The organism is Labilibaculum euxinicum, assembly GCF_963678175.1.
Taxonomy (GTDB): Bacteria; Bacteroidota; Bacteroidia; order Bacteroidales; family Marinifilaceae; genus Labilibaculum; species Labilibaculum euxinus.
Genome location: NZ_OY782756.1, coordinates 3,159,113 through 3,178,219, shown reverse-complemented (window position 1 = coordinate 3,178,219; position 19,107 = coordinate 3,159,113). Strand labels below are relative to the sequence as shown.

The window sequence follows — 19,107 nt, the reverse complement described above, 5'->3', positions numbered from 1 at the left end:
ATATTTCAGTTCTATTTTTATTTAGAGTAATTCAAAACAATTATTACCTTTGATTGAAACGACAAAATATAATATTATTATGAATAAGAACAATAAAAAAGTTGCATTTGCAGGAAACCCAATGACTCTCCTTGGAAATGAAGTAAAAACTGAAATGACTGCAAGTAATTTCACAGCCCTTAACCAAGAACTTGCTCCTGTTCAACTATCCGATTTTGATGGAAAAGTGAAGATTCTTTCTATTTTCCCATCAATTGATACCGGCGTTTGCTCAGCTCAAACTCATCGATTCAATAAAGAAGCTGCTTCTCTTGATAAAAATATTCAAATCATTACTTTATCCAACGATTTACCATTTGCATTAGGTCGTTTCTGTGGCGCTGAAGGGATTACAAATTTAGTAACGCTTTCGGATCACAAAGAACTTGACTTTGGATTAAAATATGGTTTTGTTGTAGAGGAATTACGCCTTCTTGCGCGTGGCATTGTCGTTGTTGATAAAAACAACAAAGTAAAATACGTAGAATATGTAGCAGAAATGACTGAAGAACCTAACTATGAAGCAGCATTAAAAGTTGCTAAAGCATTGGTTTAACATTTACAGTAATTAATTAAAAAAGCTCCTTTATGGAGCTTTTTTTTAAAGAAAGAATATGTATTTATTTTTCGATACAGAAACAACTGGCCTGCCAAAAAGCTGGAATGCTCCCGTTACCGATTTGGACAACTGGCCCAGACTCGTTCAGCTGGCCTGGCTTCTTTATGACAGCAGAGATAATGAAATTAAGAGAGCAAATAGAATCATCATTCCGGAAGGATTTATTATTCCTCCTGAAGCTTCTAAGGTACATGGTATTTCAACACAGAAGGCTATTGATGAAGGAATTGACTTGTCTGAAGTATTGAATGAATTTTCAAAAGTATTAAATGAGGCTGATTTTTTAATTGCTCACAACATTAGCTTTGATGAAGTAATTATTGGAGCTGAATTTCTGAGGAAAGATATCAAAAACAGATTGATCGACATCCCTAAAATTTGTACCATGAAAACCACCACCAATGTCTGCAAGATTCCGGGAAGAAGTGGTTACAAATGGCCTAATTTAACTGAACTTCATCAATTCCTGTTTCAAAAAGGTTTTGACGGTGCTCATGATGCTCTCGCTGATGTAAAAGCATGTGCCGATTGTTTCTTTGAGTTGAAGAAAACCGGAATGTATCAAGTACAAGGAAGTTTATTTTAAAAAATAAGGCAGACCAAACGATCTGCCTTATTTTTATATTATTTCTCCAAATAAATCGTAATCTTCAAAATCGTTAATTCGAACAGTGTAAAACTCACCAATTTTAAGATCGGCTCCATTTGTTGGAATTAAAACCTCAGGGTCAACTTCATATGAATCGAATTCTGTTCGTCCGTAATAGAAATCAACATCCTTTCTATCAATTACAACTTTTAATTCTTCCCCCACTCTTTTTTCGTTCACGACTCTCGAAATCTCCTGCTGTAAAGCCATGATATCATCCCTCCTGCTTTCCTTTATCTCTAAAGGAATATTATCATCATAATTGATTGCCGCATAGGTATCATCTTCATTTGAATATGGAAAAACTCCCAAGCGTTCAAATTTCATCTCCGACACAAATGCCATAAGATCCTTCATGTCGGCTTCGGTTTCACCAGGATGACCAACCAACATTGTAGTTCTAAGAGTAATTCCTGGAACCTCCGCTCTAATTTTAGCAATCAACTCAATAGTTTTCTCACGATTAATACCTCTACGCATCAAGTTTAATACATTATCGCTGGAATGCTGAAGGGCAATATCAAGGTAACGACAAACTTTAGGATTCTCCCGCATCAACTTAAGAATTCCGTATGGAAATTGAGTAGGATATGCATAATGCAACTTAATCCACTCTAAACCATCTATTTCAGAAAGCAACTGAACCAATTCAGCAAGTTTCGATTCGTTATATAAATCATATCCATAGTAGGATAAGTCCTGAGCAATCACCAACAACTCCTTTACCCCATCTTTTACCAGTCCCCTTGCCTCTTCCAATATATCTTCCATAGGTCTGGAGACATGCTTCCCTGTAATAATAGGGATGGCGCAATACGAACAGGATCTATTACACCCTTCAGAGATTTTTAGATAGGCAAAATGCTTAGGTGTAGTAATCATTCTAAAATTCTTAAAGTCAGGCTTATAATCCTTATTTAATTCTTTCACAATCAATTGCCATTCAAATTTACCAAAAAAGTGATCTACCTCAGGAATTTCCTTCACTAAATCATCACGGTAACGCTCCGACAAACAACCCATTACAAACAGCTTATCTATTTTTCCAGCCTTTTTTGCTTCTACATATTGCAGAATCATATCAATCGACTCCTCTTTAGCATCACCAATAAATCCACAGGTGTTAATAATGATAGTTCTTGCATCACTATTCTCTTCATCACAACCAACCTGAAATTGATTGGCATCCAGCTGCTTCATCAACAACTCAGTATCAACTAAATTCTTTGAACAACCTAAACTAACAATATTTATTTTCGTCTGATTCATATATAGATTTCCTTTTAACAACTTAAATTTTGGCAAAAATAAGAGAAAAAACTCTTTTTTCCATTTGAATTGGGATTATTAGCAAGTTAAGAATAACGAAGGCTGTCTTTTGGGGACAGCCTTTTCAATTATTATCAAGAGATTCACTTAACTAAATAACGAATCAACAAATTCGTTTCGATTAAATACCTGCAGATCTTCCATGCTTTCCCCAATACCTATATATTTTACAGGCACTTTAAATTGATCAGAGACACCAATAACAACACCTCCTTTTGCAGTACCATCCAGCTTTGTAATAGCCAATGCATTTACTTCGGTTGCTAAGGTAAATTGTTTTGCCTGCTCAAAAGCATTCTGTCCGGTTGATCCATCCAACACCAATAAAATTTCATGAGGAGCTCCCGGAACAACACGATCCATAACACGCTTAATCTTACTTAACTCGTTCATTAAGTTGATTTTATTGTGCAGACGACCCGCTGTATCAATAATTACTACATCAGAACCATTTGCCTTTGCCTGAGTAAGAGTTTCAAAAGCTACAGAAGCCGGATCAGCGCCCATTCCCTGATTTACAACAGGAACCCCGACCCTCTCGGACCAAATTATTAACTGATCAACAGCAGCCGCACGAAATGTATCTGAGGCACCAAGTGTTACTTTTTTCCCAGCCTTTTTAAACTGATAAGCTAATTTTCCAATGGTTGTTGTTTTACCAACACCATTAACACCCACAACCATTATTACATAAGGATGATCTGATTTTGGCAAATCAAATGTTTCGTAATCACCTTTATTATTTTCCTTCAACAAACCCGCAATTTCCTCTTTAAGAATACGATTCAATTCGGATACCCCAAGAAATTTATCTTCTGCTACACGTTTTTCTATTCGCCCAATAATTTTCAAGGTTGTATCAACTCCTACATCTGAAGAAATCAGAACCTCTTCCAGCTCATCAAGAACATCATCATCTACGGTTGCTTTACCTACAACAACGCGAGTTAACTTCTTAAAAACACTATCCTTTGTTTTAGCAAGTCCTTTATTAAGATTTTCTTTTTTTGATTTCGAAAAACTTCCAAATAATCCCATTTCTAATTAAATTTTAGCCTGCTAAAGTACAAAAAAATGAGCTTACAAGCAATTAACAATAAACGTAATAGAGTTGAAAAGCAAACTTATGTTTTTAGATAAAAAAAAGCTTCCTAATAAAATTAGAAAGCTTTTAATATTCAATGCTATATGAACATCTTTACTATTTAGCAAAGAAATCCTTAACGTTTTCGTTCGGTACGATTTCCTCTTTAAAAGAATATGCACCAGATTTAGGAGATTTCACCATTTTGATTACTTTAGCGAAACCACGGCCTTCACCTTTTTGTAGGGATGCTACTACTTTCTTAGCCATATCTCAATTATTTTATTTCTCTGTGAACAGTTACTTTTTTCAAAATTGCATTATACTTCTTCATCTCCATACGATCAGGAGTGTTTTTCTTATTCTTAGTAGTAATGTATCTTGAAGTTCCAGGTATACCACTGTCTTTATGCTCGGTACACTCAAGAATTACTTGCACTCTATTACCTTTTTTAGCCATTTTCTATGCCTTTTTAGTATTTTTTAATAAATCCTTTTTCTTGAGCTTTAGTAAGTGCACCTTTTACTCCTAATTTATTAATTAGTCGTACTCCTGCAGCAGAAATCCTTAGCTCAATCCAGCGATCCTCTTCAGGAAGATAGAACTTCTTATCGAAAAGATTTGGATAGAATCTTCTCTTAGTTCTTCTTTTTGAGTGAGAAACATTGTTCCCAACCATTACGCTCTTTCCAGTAATTTGACAAACTCTTGACATAGTCCAGATTATTTTTTTCCTTAAACGCTTTTCAAACAGGTCGCAAAATACGTAATAATTTTCTTGAAAATCAAATTATTTCACAACTTTTTACAGATATATTTTAACGCGAATGAAATTGCTCCGTGCATTACAAACACAATACAAGTCTAAATTGCAGAGAGTCTCTTTTAACAAACAATAAATTCATTTTCTTCATGACAATGAATAAAGCTACATTAGACTTAACAACAAAAATAAAAAAATCCCTCCATATTCGGGAGGGATTTTTAAAAATATTTAAAAATAATCTTATTCTTCATTTAGCGATTTAAAACCTTCACCCAAAATTTCATTCGCTTCGGTAACATTAACAAAAGCAGAAGGATCCACCTCTCTAATATATAGTTTAAGAATCTCTAATTCTCTACGGCTCATTACAGAATAAACCATTTTTTTCTCTTCTCCTGAATAAACTCCGGTTCCGGTAAAAATAGTCGCACCTCGTTTCAAATCATCTCTGATTTTTGAAGAAATAGACTCAAATTGATCGGAAACTATCATAACTGTCTTGTGATAATTTGCGCCACTAACAACCATATCGATAATCTTACCTTCAATGTAAATAATGATTAAAGAATAAATTGCAAACTCCCATCCAATGGTTCCTGTTTCGCTAGGTTGAGCAAGTGTAAACAAAACAATTATACCATCTACAATCATCACCAACTTACCCAGCGAAAGCTTAGTATATTTGGCCAAAATCATTGCAATGATATCAGATCCGCCTGAAGTTGCACGTGATTTAAATATGAATCCTATTGAGATTCCATAAAATACACCTGCTACAATTGTATTCAGCATTGGATCTGCAATAACTTTTGCGTAATCCGGAGAAACAAAGGTTTCCATAAACCAAACTGTGAACAAAATTACACCAATACTCACAATTGTTTTAACCCCAAATCGAGGACCTAGAATTATTGTGCCTAAAATTATCAATGGAATTTCCATTGATATTGTACAATAACTGATTTTCCAGCTAAACATTGTGTTTAGAACTGTCGCAATACCATACACACCTCCTGGTGCCAGTTTATAAGGTACAACAAATAAGATGTCAGAAACAGCAAAAATTATACTTCCCAGTATTAAGTAAGCATAAGCACTAAGCCATTCATTTGACAAAAATTTTTCTTTGGTTACAAAAGCCATTTTTTAATCGTTAGTTTAAGTGTTTAAAATTCGCCGACAAAAATAGACGCACCTCTTTTAATAACAAGGATTTTTGTCAAAATTCACAAAACCGCAACTACCTGTAAAACAGCGATAAATATTGTTACAGCATATTTTTAAAAACATATTCATCCAAACTAAAGAAAAAAGACGTCAATTTTTCACTTATGAAAATATTCATGTATTCATTTCGCCTGATTAATATGATACTAAAACTCATAATTATCTTAATCGACTTCACTACTTATGTTCATTTATATTTTTGATCAAAAAAAAGCTGTTCTAAAAAGAACAGCTCCTATTTTTTTCAAGATTAATCTATTTCAGACCACTTCTCTTTAAAAGAGGTTCAATGGAAGGTTCTTTACCCCTAAATTTCAGGTAAAGGTTCATTGGATGATCACTTCCTCCCTTTTCAAGAATATTTTCTTTAAACGATTTAGCAACTTCTTTATTGAATATCCCAGCACTTTTAAAAGCGTCAAAAGCATCTGCATCTAAAACCTCGGCCCATTTGTATCCATAGTAACCTGCACCATAACCTCCGGCGAAAATATGTGAAAATGCTGTACTCATACAGCTTGTTTCTACCCGATCAAACAATTCTGTTGAAGTCATCGCTTTATCCTCAAAAACTGAAACTTCATCGGCCACGGGCTCTGTTACACTATGCCAGGCCATATCATTTAGTCCAAAACTAATTTGACGCACAAATGAATAACCACTTAGGAAATTTTCGCTGTCGATAATCTTTTGCACAATCTCGGCAGGAATCTTTTCTCCTGTTTGGTAGTGTTCGGCTACATCATCCAACCATTCTTTTTGTGTAGCAAAATTTTCCATGAATTGTGAGGGCAACTCAACAAAATCACGATACACATTTGTACCGGAAAGGCTGCTGTAGGTGCATTTTGACAACATACCGTGCAAAGCGTGACCAAACTCATGCAAAAAGGTAGTTACTTCATTAAAAGTAAGTAATGACGGTTTTGTTTCACTTGGTTTTGTGAAGTTACAAACAATGGAAATATGCGGACGATAATCCGTACCTTTTTTACGGTATTGATCGACGAAGGACGTCATCCAAGCTCCTCCTTGTTTTGAACTTCGAGGGTGAAAATCAGTATATAATAAGGATAAAAATTCTCCTTTATCATCAGTCACCTCATACACATCAACGTCCTTATGATATTTCGGAAGATTAGGATTAATATTAAATTTTATCCCGTAAAGGCGTGTAGCCAAAGAGAAGATGCCTTTTTTAACCCGTTCCAATTCGAAGTATGGTCGGGTAATTTCATCATTAACATCAAATTTTTCTGTTTTTAATTTTTCAGCGTAATAAGCCCAATCCCACCGTTCTAATTTAAAATCAGCGCCTAAACTTTTTGCATACGCCTGCAATTCCTTAAATTCCTCTTTCGCCTTAGGCATTGAAGCATCCAATAATTCGGTTAGAAAATCTGTAACCTTACTTGATTTCTTCGCCATTCTCTCTTCTAAAACAAAATCGGCATAAGAAGTGTATCCAAACAGCTGAACTTTCTTTAATCGCAGTTCTACGATACGCTTTAGTATTTTTTGGTTATCGAATTTATCGTTAAAACAACGTGAAGAATATACCTTAAACATTTTCTCGCGTAATTCACGAATATCTGAATATTGCATAAAAGGAACGTAACTGGGAAATTGCAGAGTAAATATCCATCCTTCTTTATCTTTCTCCTTTGCAACAATGGCTGCTGCCTCGATAATTCCATCAGGAAGACCTGATAATTCATTTTTATCAGTAATGTGAAGCTCAAAATTATTGGTAGCAGCTAAAACATTTTCGCCAAACTGCAATGTCAATTTGGAAAGTTCTTTAGATATTTCCCGAATCTGATCCTTTTTTTCTTTTTCCAGATTTGCTCCGGATCTTACAAATGATTTGTATCGGTCAGTCAGCAATTTCTCCTGCTCAACCGTAAGTTTCAATTCGTTTTTTTGATGATAAACATCCTTCACACGGGCAAATAGTTTCTCATTCATGATGATGTCATTTGAAAACTCCGTTAGCATGGGCGAAACTTCTCTTGCCAATGCCTGCATATCATCATTTGTATTGGCATGATTTAAATTGAAAAAAATGGAAGCTACCCGATCCAATTGATGTCCGGAATACTCCAAAGCCTCAATCGTATTCACAAAATTTGGCTCCTCGGCATTGTCAACAATCTGATCTATTTCCTTTTTCGCAATATCAATACTCTCAGTAAAAGCAGGCAAAAAATGATTCAATTCAATTGATTCGAACGGAGCCGCTTCATATGGTGTTGTAAATTTGTTTAGTAATGGATTTGTATGTACAGTCATAGTTATTTTTTTTTAGCAGTAACAAAGATATAAAATTGAGAAGGCAATTAAACTGGAAAAAATAATTATTTGGAAAATATCTTAATAGTATTCTTAATCATTTCAAAATCGATACAATCAGCTGATTTACAACACATAAAAACTTACTAATCTGATTAGTATTCCGCATGGAATTTTTAACGCAAACCTTTCCATATTATTCACAACATTCAACATATCAAGATGTAATGGAATCATCTCATGAAAAAATTCCTATATTTGATTGATTAAAACAAGGGGGATTTGTAATTATCAAGCATTAGCAAAATGAAAGGTATGAAATTTCTTATCTATAAAAGTTTACAAACAGAAGCAAAAGGCTCCGTCTTTTCTTCTGAATTACTGTGTCTGAATTTTTATTACATTCATCCCTCCCATCCCTTTGGGTATCTCTCAAAAAGCATCCTGAAATAAACATTTCTTTTTGCCTTTCATTATTCATTGAACAGGCACTTATCATTTTACTCATTCCAATTTATAAGTACCGAATTCTATTCCCGTACTTCAAATTGTCATATCCATATATTAAAGTATGAAACGAATTTGCATTAAAATAGGCTCTAATGTTCTTACCAAAGAGAATGGAGAACTAAATACATCCAGAATTAAAAACATCGTCTATCAAATTTCTTCGTTAAGAAATATGGGAATACAATGTATTCTTGTTTCTTCGGGAGCCGTTGCTGCAGGAAGAAGTAAGGTAAAACTGTCTGAAAAGATTGATACTGTTTCAGCAAGACAGATATGGTCTTCAGTTGGTCAGGTAGAGCTACTGAATGTCTATTCTGCCTTTCTTAAGGAGTTTGAAATTGAGTGTGCTCAAGTTCTTGTTACAAAACAAGATTTTAGAACGCGGGAACACTATCTAAACATGAAAAACTGTTTAAATTCTCTTCTAAACAATAGAATTCTGCCAATTATTAATGAAAATGATGCCGTATCAGTTACTGCTTTGATGTTTACGGATAACGATGAGCTATCCGGATTGATAGCCTCGATGATGGATGTTGAAGCGCTTTATTTACTAAGCAATATTAATGGAATTTATACCGGAAATCCAGACGATGATAATTCCACATTATTACAAACTGTGCATGGTGACGTTAACAGGTTGAAACAATATATCACCACTAAAAAATCTAATTTTGGAAGAGGTGGCATGTTAACCAAGTGCAGTATAGCCGGAAGAGTTGCCAAATCAGGCATACCAGTACATATAGCCAATGGAGGAATTGATGATATTGTACTGGAACTGGTTAATTCTCCTGACGAAATAAACCACACAAGCTTCACAGCAAGCAAAAAAGCATCAACGGTAAAACAATGGCTGGCAGGATCGGATGGCTTTGAAAAAGCCAGATTAGTAATTAACAAAGGTGCTGAAGAAGCTCTGTGCTCAAAAAAAGCTACAAGTTTATTGCCAATTGGTGTTATAAAAATTAGTGGGGATTTTGAAAAAGGAGATATTATTAAAATTGTTGGCACATCGGGTAAGGTAATTGGGCTTGGGAAAACTCAATATAATAAAACTAAAGCGGAAAGTTATATTGGAAAAACGGGAACAAAACCTCTGGTTCATTACGATTATCTTTTTCTTTATTAATGATACGTTTTGATTTCAGATAATTATATCAATTAAAAAATAAGGTATAACTTTTAGGTGAACTCCCAAATTCAAACAAAAAAAGCAAAAAACATGATCTGTACAGAACAATTACATAAAGTCAAAGATGCTTCCAGAACCATGTGTCTGCTTAGCTCTGAAACAATAAACAATCTTCTTGAACAACTTGCAAAATCTCTTAGAGAAAGCACAGAACAAATTCTTGAGGCCAATCAGAAAGATCTGGAACGTATGTCTGAATACGATCCAAAATACGATCGTTTGCTGTTAAGCCGCGAAAGAATTAACGCAATAGCAGATGATATTGAAAATACAATTCTACTTCCTTCTCCTTTAGGAAAAGTACTCTCTGAGAAAACGCTTGAAAATGGATTATTAATTAAAAAAGTTAGTGTTCCATTGGGAACTGTAGGTGTAATTTATGAGGCCCGTCCGAATGTTACGCTAGATGTATTTGCTCTCTGCTTTAAATCGGGTAATGCCTGCGTATTAAAAGGAGGCCGCGATGCTGAAAATTCAAATAGGGTTTTGGTAGCATTAATAAAAAAAACACTTGCAGATAATCATCTTGATCCTGAAATCATTCAATTGCTTCCTTCAGCCAGAGAAGCTGCTGCAGAATTAATGAACGCAATAGGTTTTGTTGATGTTTTAATACCTAGAGGCTCTCAAAATCTCATCAACACAGTGAGGCAAAATTCTAAAGTTCCGGTAATTGAAACCGGTGCTGGTATTGTACATACTTATTTCGATAAAGACGGAGATTTACAAAAAGGGAAACAGATTGTATTTAATGCAAAAACACGCCGCGTAAGCGTTTGCAATGCATTGGACTGTCTTTTGATTCATAAAACTCGTATTGCTGATCTAACAGAATTAGTTAGTAAACTACAGGATAAAAATGTTGAAATATTTGCTGACAAAGAAGCTTATCATGCAATTGAAAATATCTATCCAAAAAATCTGCTTAAAAAAGCAGATGAATCATCATTTGGAACCGAGTTCTTAAGTCACAAAATGTCGATTAAAACGGTGAGTGATTTCCAAGAGGCTACAAATCACATTTATAAGTACAGTTCCAAGCACAGTGAAGCCATAATAAGCGAGAATTCAAAAACTATAAGTGACTTTTACTCAGTGGTTGATGCTGCTGCAATCTATTCCAATACTTCAACTGCATTTACAGACGGTGCACAATTTGGACTGGGAGCTGAAATTGGGATTAGTACACAAAAATTACACGCCCGTGGACCTATGGCTTTGGAAGAATTATGCTCCTATAAGTGGTTAATTACCGGAGATGGACATATTAGAGAGTAAATGGAAGTTTAAATTCTAAATTTTAAATAAAATCCGGTAAAGATTCCTATTCTACCGGATTTTTTATGGCCATTTATTAAGAATCAGCAGATTTACTACATCTGAATAAAAAGATCACTAAATAAGAATGCCTTATCGGAATTAGAATAGTCAGAACTAAGATGTAAGATCTGTGACAAACGGGTATTTTTTGTATATAAACATTAAAATTTCATAAGTGAATAACTTATAAGTTATGGTAATACCTTACCATGAATTATTGTGACAGCATCAACTATATTACCTGATTACCTTCTTAATATAGAATGAAGAATACCTTCCCTAAAATATAGCATTAACTATTCGCAGTAAGCTGCATCAAGAAGTATTTAATGTTCAAAAAAAGTAATTAGATAAAGTGGGTAAGTAAACCTAGATATCCATAGCCTACTGTTGATCTCAAATTTGAACGGGAAAGTGCTTTAAATGAAATTTATAAAAAATATCCGGCAAAATTTAATTGCCGGATATTATAAAATCTAATATCATTAAGATATTACTGTAAGCCATCAAACAATTAATCTTACTCCAATGTAAAAGTATAACCGGCTACAGGCCGAACAGACGAATATAAATTAATACTTACATTATAAGTTTGTTTGTGCTTCAAATATGCATGCATTACATTGGTTCCTATCCTATTGGATTCCTTTGAAATATATGCTCTTGCAACTTCATTTCCTTCTCCAAATACTTTTCCTTCCCGAAGAATAACTGTAGAATCGTAGTGACTAAACCCTAAAGCATTACTTGCGAAGATGTAATGAGAAATGACTTGTTTAATCGAAGCTTGAATTGGAGTGCAAACAGAAGATTCCTGATTGTATGCATAACCATTATCCAATTGAACAGTAGCTGCAATAATATTTACTTCAGCTGTAAAGTGAGGTCCATACGCCAAAACGTAATGACCATTGAATAAATCAATCTGATTGCTCATAATTGTTACAATACCACTCGCCTGTCCAGCAAAATATTGTCTAACAAGAGGAGCCCCCTCTATTTTATCTTCATACATATAAAGATATCCACCTCTCGCACTTCCACTGTTTGGGCGGGTAATTTTGCACGTTAGCTCTCCAGCTCCTAAAATTGTAATATCTGAAATGGATGTTCTCCATAATTCACTGTAATTCCCGTAACTGGTCTCAATTTCAGGAATCATATTTGTACGCATTTCAATAGCTTCTTTATTCAATGTATCAGTTTTCATTTCAATATTTTTTTAGTTACATGAAGATCGTTTTACTCAATTCTTCATAACCTACTCTAATAAGGCTTTTCGGTGAACGCCTGGTAAAAGATATAGTGCACTTATTTTTTACACAAATGAAATTAATTCATAAAAAAGTGAAATCAAAAAGTTATTAGTGAGGACGATAAGAAAATGAGTGAACCACATGAATATATGAGTGAAAAAAAATAATTCAAGAAAAAGATTTTTTGACAAATGATTAAAATATAGAGTTTAATATAAAATAGTGATCATATAGATCAAGAATTGAGGATTAAATCTGATATTGATTTTTTTTGACATAAAACACAAGTTCACCTCAGATTTATAATATATTCACAACTCATATATATCAAACAGCTAAAATTTCGCTTACATTAGCTGATAAAACTACAATAAGACAAAAAATGAATCAAAAACTATCCTTTTACACCGATCGAATACATACATTTAAAAAGCAAACAGGCGATCTTCAAAAACAGAATCGAAACCTCTCATTTTTACGTCTTTTTTCTGCAATTGGAGCATTCGTATTTTTTTATAGTGTTCTATCCTATTCTGCATTAATTGCAAGTGCTGTGGCTATCACATTAGTATTCTCTCTGATCTATTTTGTGAGAAGGTACAATCGAAACAGTAAAAACATAAAAAGACTGCAAGCCTTAATCCAAATTAATGAGAATGAAATTCGTTGTTTAAAAACAAGACACAGCGATCTTTATTACGATGGTGAAGAATATCTGAAGCAGAATCATTCCTATGCATCTGATCTGGACATATTTGGACAACATTCTCTCTTTCAATTAATCAACCGGAGCGTTACTAAAACAGGTAATAATACTCTTGCCAGCTGGCTCGAAAAGCCATCACCTAATCAAGAGATCATTAAAAGACAGAAAGCGGTTAAGGAATTATCAAAAAAGATTGATTGGAGACAAAATATCATTCAATATGGCTTTGCGAACAAACTAAAAAATGATGATCCCAGCTTTGTAATTGAATGGGGTAAAAAGCCCTCACCTTTTCATGGAAAGAAAGTATTACAAATCGCTGTTACAATTATGCCTTTACTTTCATTGGGAGCCTTGGTATATTCTTTTATCAGCTCACAAGCTCCTATTACAATAATGATATTGGCTAGTATTGGAATTCACTACTATAACTTCAGGAAAGTGAGCAGAGCTCATGAACAAACTTCAAAAAGAGGGGAAATGCTCAAAACCTACTCCTATATTATTGAGCAGTTCGAAAAAGAGAACTGGAATTCTGAAAAATTAAATGAACTAAAGAGCAAGTTGGGTAGTAATGATCGGTTAACATCAAAAAAAATACAGCAACTAAGCAAGCTTATTGAATTATTGGATCAACGATTGAATGTAATGGTTCAAATATTGCTTAATCTGCTGTTCTTCTATGAATTGCACATTTTATTTCGTATAGACAAGTGGAAACAAAATTATGGTGCTGAAATTGAAAAATGGTTTGATGCAATCAGTGAGATTGAAGCCATTTCCAGCTTATCCAATTTAAGTTTTAACCATGAAGAATGGGCTTTTCCAAAAATTTCAGACAAACACTTTGAGTTGGATGTAAAGCAAGCTGGTCATCCGATGATTGATGAGAAAGGAAGAGTAAATAATGACTATCAACTAAACGGGCCGGGAACCGTTCATATTGTTACAGGATCGAATATGGCCGGAAAAAGTACTTTCTTACGAACTGTTGGAGTAAATGTAGTAATGGCATTGGCTGGAGCTCCTGTTTGTGCTCAGGAAATGACGGTTTCAAATGTGGAAATCAATACATCAATGAGAATTAAAGATTCGATAGAAGACAATGAGTCATCATTTTATGCAGAGCTGAAAAGAATTCAGCAAGTTATTGAGAAGGTGAACAAAAAAGAGAAGACTTTGTTGCTATTGGATGAAATTTTAAGAGGTACTAATTCGAAAGATAAACACACCGGATCTAGAGCATTGATTAAACAATTAGTGAAACACGATGCTGTTGCGATGGTTGCTACTCACGATTTGGAGTTATCCATATTGGAAGAAGAATTACCTGGACAGGTTGAGAATAGATTTTTTGACATTAAAATTGATGGCGATCAACTTTATTTCGACTACAAAGTACAAAAAGGGTTCTGTAAAACCTTTAACGCTCCCATTTTAATGAAGAAAATGGGAATTGATTTGGAGATATTGAAGGAGGCATAAAGCTAAATACTTTTTTATGACAGGGAATCCTGTTTGGATGGTTTTAAAAGCGTTCCCATATTGGGGAATTTGCCTTGAATACTTCAAAGTACACTCCCGCAATTGGGAATCAGGTATGGATTGGTTTAAAGTGCTTTCCCACAATTGGGAGTAAGCTTTGAATCATTCAAACTACTCTCCTATAATAGGGCAACATGCTTTGGGTGCTCCAAACTACTCTCCCGCAATTGGGAAATGAGTTTTGGGTGATTTTAAGTACTTTCCCACATTTGGGAACAGGCTTTGGACGGTTTGAAGTACTTTCCCATCATTAGGAAGGCTTTTTTGAATGACATGGATTGGCAAACTTGATTTTAGAAAGAGATTTATGCAACAATAAAAAAGCCGAATCGGAAATGATTCGGCTTCTTGTTATACTATATTTGATTACTTCATCGGTTCAATTCTAAACGATCGAATCAAAAAGAACAAGCCAATTAAAACAAACGGAATGCTTAGTAACTGTCCCATATTTAACAACATTCCCTGCTCAAAAGCTTCCTGATTTTCCTTAATAAATTCGATAAAGAAACGAGCTGTAAAAATCATTACAAAAAAAGCGCCGAATAATCTTCCGCTGTATTGTTTTGCATTGGTTTTCCAATACATAAATGATAGAACACCAAAGGAAATCAAATAACAGATTGCTTCGTATAATTGTGCTGGATGTCGTGGTGCTTCCGGCTCATAAATAGAAGCTCTGATGAATTGAAATCCCCAGTCAGAATGAGTTTGAGTTCCAATAATTTCTGAATTCATCAAATTTCCCAAACGAATAAAACATCCTGCCAAAGCAACCGGAATTACCACGTAATCCAATATCCAAAGCATTGATTTTCGGCTCACTTTTTTAGAATAAAACCATAAAGCAACAAGAATTCCAATTGTAGCACCATGCGATGCCAATCCTCCCCGCCAAATTTTAATGATTTCGGCTGGGTGTTGTGAATAAAATTCCCATCCGTAGAAAAACACATGTCCCAGGCGAGCACCTACAACAGTTGCAATCATGGTATACAGGAATAATTTATCCAGCCATTCCAGTTTAATACCATCTTTTTTAAACATTTTTTCTACCAGATAATATCCTAACAAAAAGCCTAAAGCGAAAAGTAATCCGTACCAACGGACAGCGATAGGGCCGATTTTAAATATTTCCGGGTCGATATCCCAAAGAATTGAAAGCAACATATGTGTTTTTTTAAGTTTGGTAAGTAAAACTAAATGGATTGTTTCGCAAGTCGAAACAATCCATGTGAATTTAGTATGATTTTTTTAATTATGGAAATTAAGCCGGAACTCCTTTTCCATGACATTGTTTGAATTTTTTACCGCTACCACAAGGACAAGGTTCATTTCGTCCTACTTTTTGAGCAACACGAACAGGTTCCTGTTTTTTGGGTTCCGGTCTTTCTCTGCCTCCTCCTACTTCTTCTTTTGTAGTTTTCAAATTGCTTAAATCGGTTCTTTTACGTTCTTCTGCCTTACGAACATCTTCAGGATCCGATAATGGAATATGACCTTTCATTAAGCTGCTGACAACACTCTTATTTATCGTTTCAATCATTGTTTTAAACAAATTGAACGATTCAAATTTGTAAATCAACAATGGATCTTTTTGTTCGTAAGAAGCATTTTGAACAGATTGTTTCAAGTCATCCATCTCACGCAAATGTTCTTTCCAGGCATCATCGATGGTTGCAAGAATAGAAACCTTCTCAAAAGAACGAACCAAATCTTCAGCCTTGCTTTCGTAAGCTTGCTTCAAATTAGTTACTACCTGAAACATTTTAGATCCATCAGAAAACGGAACAACAATGTTCTCATATATTTCTGCTTTTGATTCGTATACATTTTTAATTACCGGATAGGCTTGCTTACTAATGGCTTCCACTTTTCGTTTGTAGTTATCCAAAACTACGGCGTAAATTTTCTCAGTAATTTCTTCAGGTTTCTCCTTCATAAATTCCTCTTCACTTACAGGAGATTCGGTTGAAAAAGTACGAAGCAAATCCATTTTAAACTCCTCAAAATCACCACCATGATATTCATTTGCAATCAATTCTGATATGTCATACATCATGTTGGCAATATCTACTTGAATACGCTCACCAAACAATGCATGGCGGCGACGCTTGTAAATAACCTCGCGCTGAGAGTTCATTACATCATCGTATTCCAATAATCTTTTACGAATACCGAAGTTGTTTTCTTCCACTTTCTTCTGGGCACGTTCTATAGATTTAGTAATCATGCTGTGCTGAATTACTTCACCTTCTTTCAGTCCCATTCTATCCATTAACTTTACAATACGATCTGAGCTAAACAAACGCATCAAATCATCTTCCAAAGACACAAAGAATTGGGAAGATCCAATATCTCCCTGACGACCGGCACGACCACGTAACTGACGATCGACACGACGGGAGTCATGACGCTCTGTACCAATAATTGCTAAACCACCAGCAGCTTTTACTTCATCACTTAGCTTAATATCGGTACCACGACCAGCCATATTTGTTGCAATGGTTACAGTTCCCGATTGACCCGCTTCCGCAACAATATCTGCTTCGCGCTGATGTAATTTTGCATTCAGTACATTGTGCTTAATACCTTTTATTTTAAGCATACGACCAAGTAATTCTGAAATCTCAACAGAAGTTGTACCCACTAAAACCGGACGTCCGGCATTTACCAGATCTACAATTTCATCAATTACAGCAGAATATTTTTCACGTTTTGTCTTATAAACTAAATCCTCACGGTCATCGCGACAAATCGGACGATTGGTTGGAATTACAACCACCTCTAATTTATAAATATCCCAAAGCTCACCTGCCTCTGTTTCAGCAGTACCAGTCATACCGGCAAGCTTATTATACATTCTAAAATAATTCTGAAGAGTAATAGTAGCAAATGTTTGAGTTGCCGCCTCCACTTTCACATTTTCTTTGGCTTCAATTGCCTGATGCAAACCATCTGAATAACGACGACCTTCCATAATACGACCGGTTTGTTCGTCTACAATCTTCACCTTACCATCCATCATTACATATTCTACATCTTTTTCGAAAAGAGTATATGCTTTTAATAATTGATTGATCGTATGAACTCTTTCTGATCTTACCGAGTATGCCTGAATCATTTCATCTTTCCTGGCTACTTTTTCTTCATCCGAAAGGTCTGATTTTTCAATTACTGCTACTTCCGATCCAATATCAGGCAGTACAAAGAAACCTGAATCTTCAACATCAGAACTAATCAAGTCAATTCCCTTATCTGTAAGTTCAATTGAATTGTGCTTTTCATCAATAACAAAATACAATTCATCAGTAATGATGTGCATATTTTTGTTATTCTCCTGCATGTAAAAATTTTCAGTTTTCAAAAGGTTAGCCTTGTTGCCCTGCTCACTTAAAAACTTAATAAGCGGCTTCATCTTTGGCAATCCCTTGTAGGTTCTAAGCAATAGTTTTGCTCCTTCCTCCAGATCCTTTTTATCTTCGCTGTTCAGTAATTTTTTAGAATCGGTAAAAATCTTCATTACCAGATCATTCTGAGCTTTTACCAATTTTTGAACCTTTGGTTTTAGATCATCAAATTGTTGGTGTTCACCTCTTGGAATTGGACCGGAAATAATCAATGGAGTACGTGCATCATCAACCAAAACCGAATCAACTTCATCGACAATTGAATAATTGTGACGACGTTGAACCAAATCTTTAGGATTCGTTGCCATATTATCACGCAGGTAATCAAAACCAAACTCGTTATTGGTTCCAAAAGTAATATCAGAAGCATAAGCTTTTCTACGCGCATCTGAATTGGGAGAGTGTTTATCGATACAGTCAACAGATAGTCCGTGGAATTGGTATATTGGTCCCATCCATTCCGAGTCACGTTTTGCAAGGTAATCATTCACGGTAATCAAGTGAACTCCTCTGCCAGTTAATGCATTCAGAAACACAGGCAATGTAGCTACAAGAGTTTTACCCTCCCCTGTTGCCATCTCGGCAATTTTTCCTTGATGAAGAACAGTACCTCCAATTAGCTGAACATCATAATGAATCATGTTCCATTTAATTTCCGTTCCACCAGCAACCCATGAATTAAAATATACGGCAGTATCTCCATCTATTTGTATGTTATCGTAATAAGGAGCTAAATCACGATCAAATTTAGATGCCGTTACTTCCAGTTCCGAATTTTCAGTAAATCTTCGGGCAGTATCTTTTATAACCGCAAAAGCAGTAGGAAGAATTTCGTCTAATACTTCTTCTATTTTTTCATCAATTTTCTTTTCAATTTCGTCAATCCGATCGTAGATTTCCTCTCTTTCGTTGATTGATAATTCACCAGTATCAACTTTATCTTTAAGACTCTGTATTTCGTCTTTTTCCGCTTGGATAAAATCCTGAATACGTTGCTTTAATTTATCTGATTCGCCACGAAGATCATCATTACTTAAAGTAGTAACTCTGTCGTATTCTGCTTTAATTTTCCCTAAATAAGGACTTAATTCTTTAAGGTCTCTATCTGATTTATTACCAAACAGTTTACCCAATGTACTATCTATAAAACCCATTTTGA

At 34.8% G+C, this 19,107-nt stretch carries 15 protein-coding genes; 5 read left to right on the top strand and 10 right to left on the bottom strand.

Features of this window, described 5'->3' with window-relative positions; genetic code table 11:
* Nucleotides 1–79: 79 nt before the first annotated feature.
* On the top strand, nucleotides 80–595 hold the full coding sequence (gene tpx / locus ACY0M5_RS12600; RefSeq protein WP_156195708.1) for a thiol peroxidase: 516 nt from the start codon (nucleotides 80–82) through the stop codon (nucleotides 593–595).
* Between the two features lie 58 nt (nucleotides 596–653).
* A complete protein-coding gene (locus tag ACY0M5_RS12595; RefSeq protein ID WP_461629379.1) occupies nucleotides 654–1,244 on the top strand; it encodes a 3'-5' exonuclease in 591 nt (196 codons plus the stop codon).
* A gap of 33 nt (nucleotides 1,245–1,277) precedes the next feature.
* Here the strand turns inward: ACY0M5_RS12595 and rimO are convergent, their stop codons facing one another.
* The 7 genes from rimO to ACY0M5_RS12560 all read right to left on the bottom strand — a co-directional run bounded on the left by rimO (nucleotide 1,278) and on the right by ACY0M5_RS12560 (nucleotide 8,006).
* The gene (gene rimO, locus ACY0M5_RS12590; RefSeq protein ID WP_124991664.1) at nucleotides 1,278–2,576 is read right to left on the bottom strand and encodes a 30S ribosomal protein S12 methylthiotransferase RimO; all 1,299 of its coding nucleotides are present in this window, start codon (nucleotides 2,574–2,576) and stop codon (nucleotides 1,278–1,280) included.
* A gap of 147 nt (nucleotides 2,577–2,723) precedes the next feature.
* Entirely contained in the window at nucleotides 2,724–3,674 is a 951-nt protein-coding gene (gene ftsY, locus ACY0M5_RS12585; protein ID WP_124991663.1) for a signal recognition particle-docking protein FtsY, read from the bottom strand.
* A 163-nt stretch (nucleotides 3,675–3,837) separates the two neighbouring features.
* Complete coding sequence (locus tag ACY0M5_RS12580; RefSeq protein WP_101309562.1) at nucleotides 3,838–3,990, bottom strand: DUF4295 domain-containing protein; 153 nt, start codon at nucleotides 3,988–3,990, stop codon at nucleotides 3,838–3,840.
* A gap of 7 nt (nucleotides 3,991–3,997) precedes the next feature.
* On the bottom strand, nucleotides 3,998–4,180 hold the full coding sequence (gene rpmG / locus ACY0M5_RS12575; RefSeq protein ID WP_101309561.1) for a 50S ribosomal protein L33: 183 nt from the start codon (nucleotides 4,178–4,180) through the stop codon (nucleotides 3,998–4,000).
* A 13-nt stretch (nucleotides 4,181–4,193) separates the two neighbouring features.
* Entirely contained in the window at nucleotides 4,194–4,436 is a 243-nt protein-coding gene (gene rpmB / locus ACY0M5_RS12570; RefSeq protein ID WP_096432400.1) for a 50S ribosomal protein L28, read from the bottom strand.
* 291 nt (nucleotides 4,437–4,727) lie between these two features.
* Complete coding sequence (locus ACY0M5_RS12565; protein ID WP_124991662.1) at nucleotides 4,728–5,630, bottom strand: YitT family protein; 903 nt, start codon at nucleotides 5,628–5,630, stop codon at nucleotides 4,728–4,730.
* A gap of 339 nt (nucleotides 5,631–5,969) precedes the next feature.
* The gene (locus ACY0M5_RS12560; RefSeq protein ID WP_461629378.1) at nucleotides 5,970–8,006 is read right to left on the bottom strand and encodes a M3 family metallopeptidase; all 2,037 of its coding nucleotides are present in this window, start codon (nucleotides 8,004–8,006) and stop codon (nucleotides 5,970–5,972) included.
* Nucleotides 8,007–8,577: 571 nt separating this feature from the next.
* Between ACY0M5_RS12560 and proB the strand changes: the two genes are divergently transcribed.
* Nucleotides 8,578–9,648, top strand: coding sequence for a glutamate 5-kinase (gene proB, locus ACY0M5_RS12555; protein WP_156195703.1), 1,071 nt, complete (start codon nucleotides 8,578–8,580; stop codon nucleotides 9,646–9,648).
* A 93-nt stretch (nucleotides 9,649–9,741) separates the two neighbouring features.
* Nucleotides 9,742–10,989, top strand: coding sequence for a glutamate-5-semialdehyde dehydrogenase (locus ACY0M5_RS12550; RefSeq protein ID WP_461629377.1), 1,248 nt, complete (start codon nucleotides 9,742–9,744; stop codon nucleotides 10,987–10,989).
* 562 nt (nucleotides 10,990–11,551) lie between these two features.
* On the opposite strand, the gene ACY0M5_RS12545 is transcribed toward ACY0M5_RS12550, so the two are convergent.
* Nucleotides 11,552–12,241: a hypothetical protein gene (locus ACY0M5_RS12545; RefSeq protein WP_461629376.1), complete on the bottom strand. Its 690-nt coding sequence runs from the start codon at nucleotides 12,239–12,241 to the stop codon at nucleotides 11,552–11,554.
* Nucleotides 12,242–12,669: 428 nt separating this feature from the next.
* Here ACY0M5_RS12545 and ACY0M5_RS12540 point away from each other — a divergent pair, with 428 nt between their 5' ends.
* A complete protein-coding gene (locus ACY0M5_RS12540; RefSeq protein WP_461629375.1) occupies nucleotides 12,670–14,478 on the top strand; it encodes a MutS-related protein in 1,809 nt (602 codons plus the stop codon).
* A 426-nt stretch (nucleotides 14,479–14,904) separates the two neighbouring features.
* Here ACY0M5_RS12540 and lgt read toward each other — a convergent pair whose 3' ends face one another.
* Together lgt and secA are read right to left on the bottom strand one after the other, a co-directional pair.
* Complete coding sequence (gene lgt / locus ACY0M5_RS12535) at nucleotides 14,905–15,708, bottom strand: prolipoprotein diacylglyceryl transferase (protein WP_124991657.1); 804 nt, start codon at nucleotides 15,706–15,708, stop codon at nucleotides 14,905–14,907.
* 97 nt (nucleotides 15,709–15,805) lie between these two features.
* Nucleotides 15,806–19,102: a preprotein translocase subunit SecA gene (gene secA / locus ACY0M5_RS12530; RefSeq protein ID WP_461629374.1), complete on the bottom strand. Its 3,297-nt coding sequence runs from the start codon at nucleotides 19,100–19,102 to the stop codon at nucleotides 15,806–15,808.
* Nucleotides 19,103–19,107 lie beyond the last annotated feature (5 nt).

Excerpts from the sequence above, each read along its gene's own strand:
- tpx (WP_156195708.1), top strand. The coding sequence starts at position 80 with ATGAATAAGAACAATAAAAAAGTTGCATTTGCAGGAAACCCAATGACT.
- ACY0M5_RS12595 (WP_461629379.1), top strand. The coding sequence starts at position 654 with ATGTATTTATTTTTCGATACAGAAACAACTGGCCTGCCAAAAAGCTGG.
- rimO (WP_124991664.1), bottom strand. The coding sequence starts at position 2,576 with ATGAATCAGACGAAAATAAATATTGTTAGTTTAGGTTGTTCAAAGAAT.
- ftsY (WP_124991663.1), bottom strand. The coding sequence starts at position 3,674 with ATGGGATTATTTGGAAGTTTTTCGAAATCAAAAAAAGAAAATCTTAAT.
- ACY0M5_RS12580 (WP_101309562.1), bottom strand. The coding sequence starts at position 3,990 with ATGGCTAAGAAAGTAGTAGCATCCCTACAAAAAGGTGAAGGCCGTGGT.
- rpmG (WP_101309561.1), bottom strand. The coding sequence starts at position 4,180 with ATGGCTAAAAAAGGTAATAGAGTGCAAGTAATTCTTGAGTGTACCGAG.
- rpmB (WP_096432400.1), bottom strand. The coding sequence starts at position 4,436 with ATGTCAAGAGTTTGTCAAATTACTGGAAAGAGCGTAATGGTTGGGAAC.
- ACY0M5_RS12565 (WP_124991662.1), bottom strand. The coding sequence starts at position 5,630 with ATGGCTTTTGTAACCAAAGAAAAATTTTTGTCAAATGAATGGCTTAGT.
- ACY0M5_RS12560 (WP_461629378.1), bottom strand. The coding sequence starts at position 8,006 with ATGACTGTACATACAAATCCATTACTAAACAAATTTACAACACCATAT.
- proB (WP_156195703.1), top strand. The coding sequence starts at position 8,578 with ATGAAACGAATTTGCATTAAAATAGGCTCTAATGTTCTTACCAAAGAG.
- ACY0M5_RS12550 (WP_461629377.1), top strand. The coding sequence starts at position 9,742 with ATGATCTGTACAGAACAATTACATAAAGTCAAAGATGCTTCCAGAACC.
- ACY0M5_RS12545 (WP_461629376.1), bottom strand. The coding sequence starts at position 12,241 with ATGAAAACTGATACATTGAATAAAGAAGCTATTGAAATGCGTACAAAT.
- ACY0M5_RS12540 (WP_461629375.1), top strand. The coding sequence starts at position 12,670 with ATGAATCAAAAACTATCCTTTTACACCGATCGAATACATACATTTAAA.
- lgt (WP_124991657.1), bottom strand. The coding sequence starts at position 15,708 with ATGTTGCTTTCAATTCTTTGGGATATCGACCCGGAAATATTTAAAATC.
- secA (WP_461629374.1), bottom strand. The coding sequence starts at position 19,102 with ATGGGTTTTATAGATAGTACATTGGGTAAACTGTTTGGTAATAAATCA.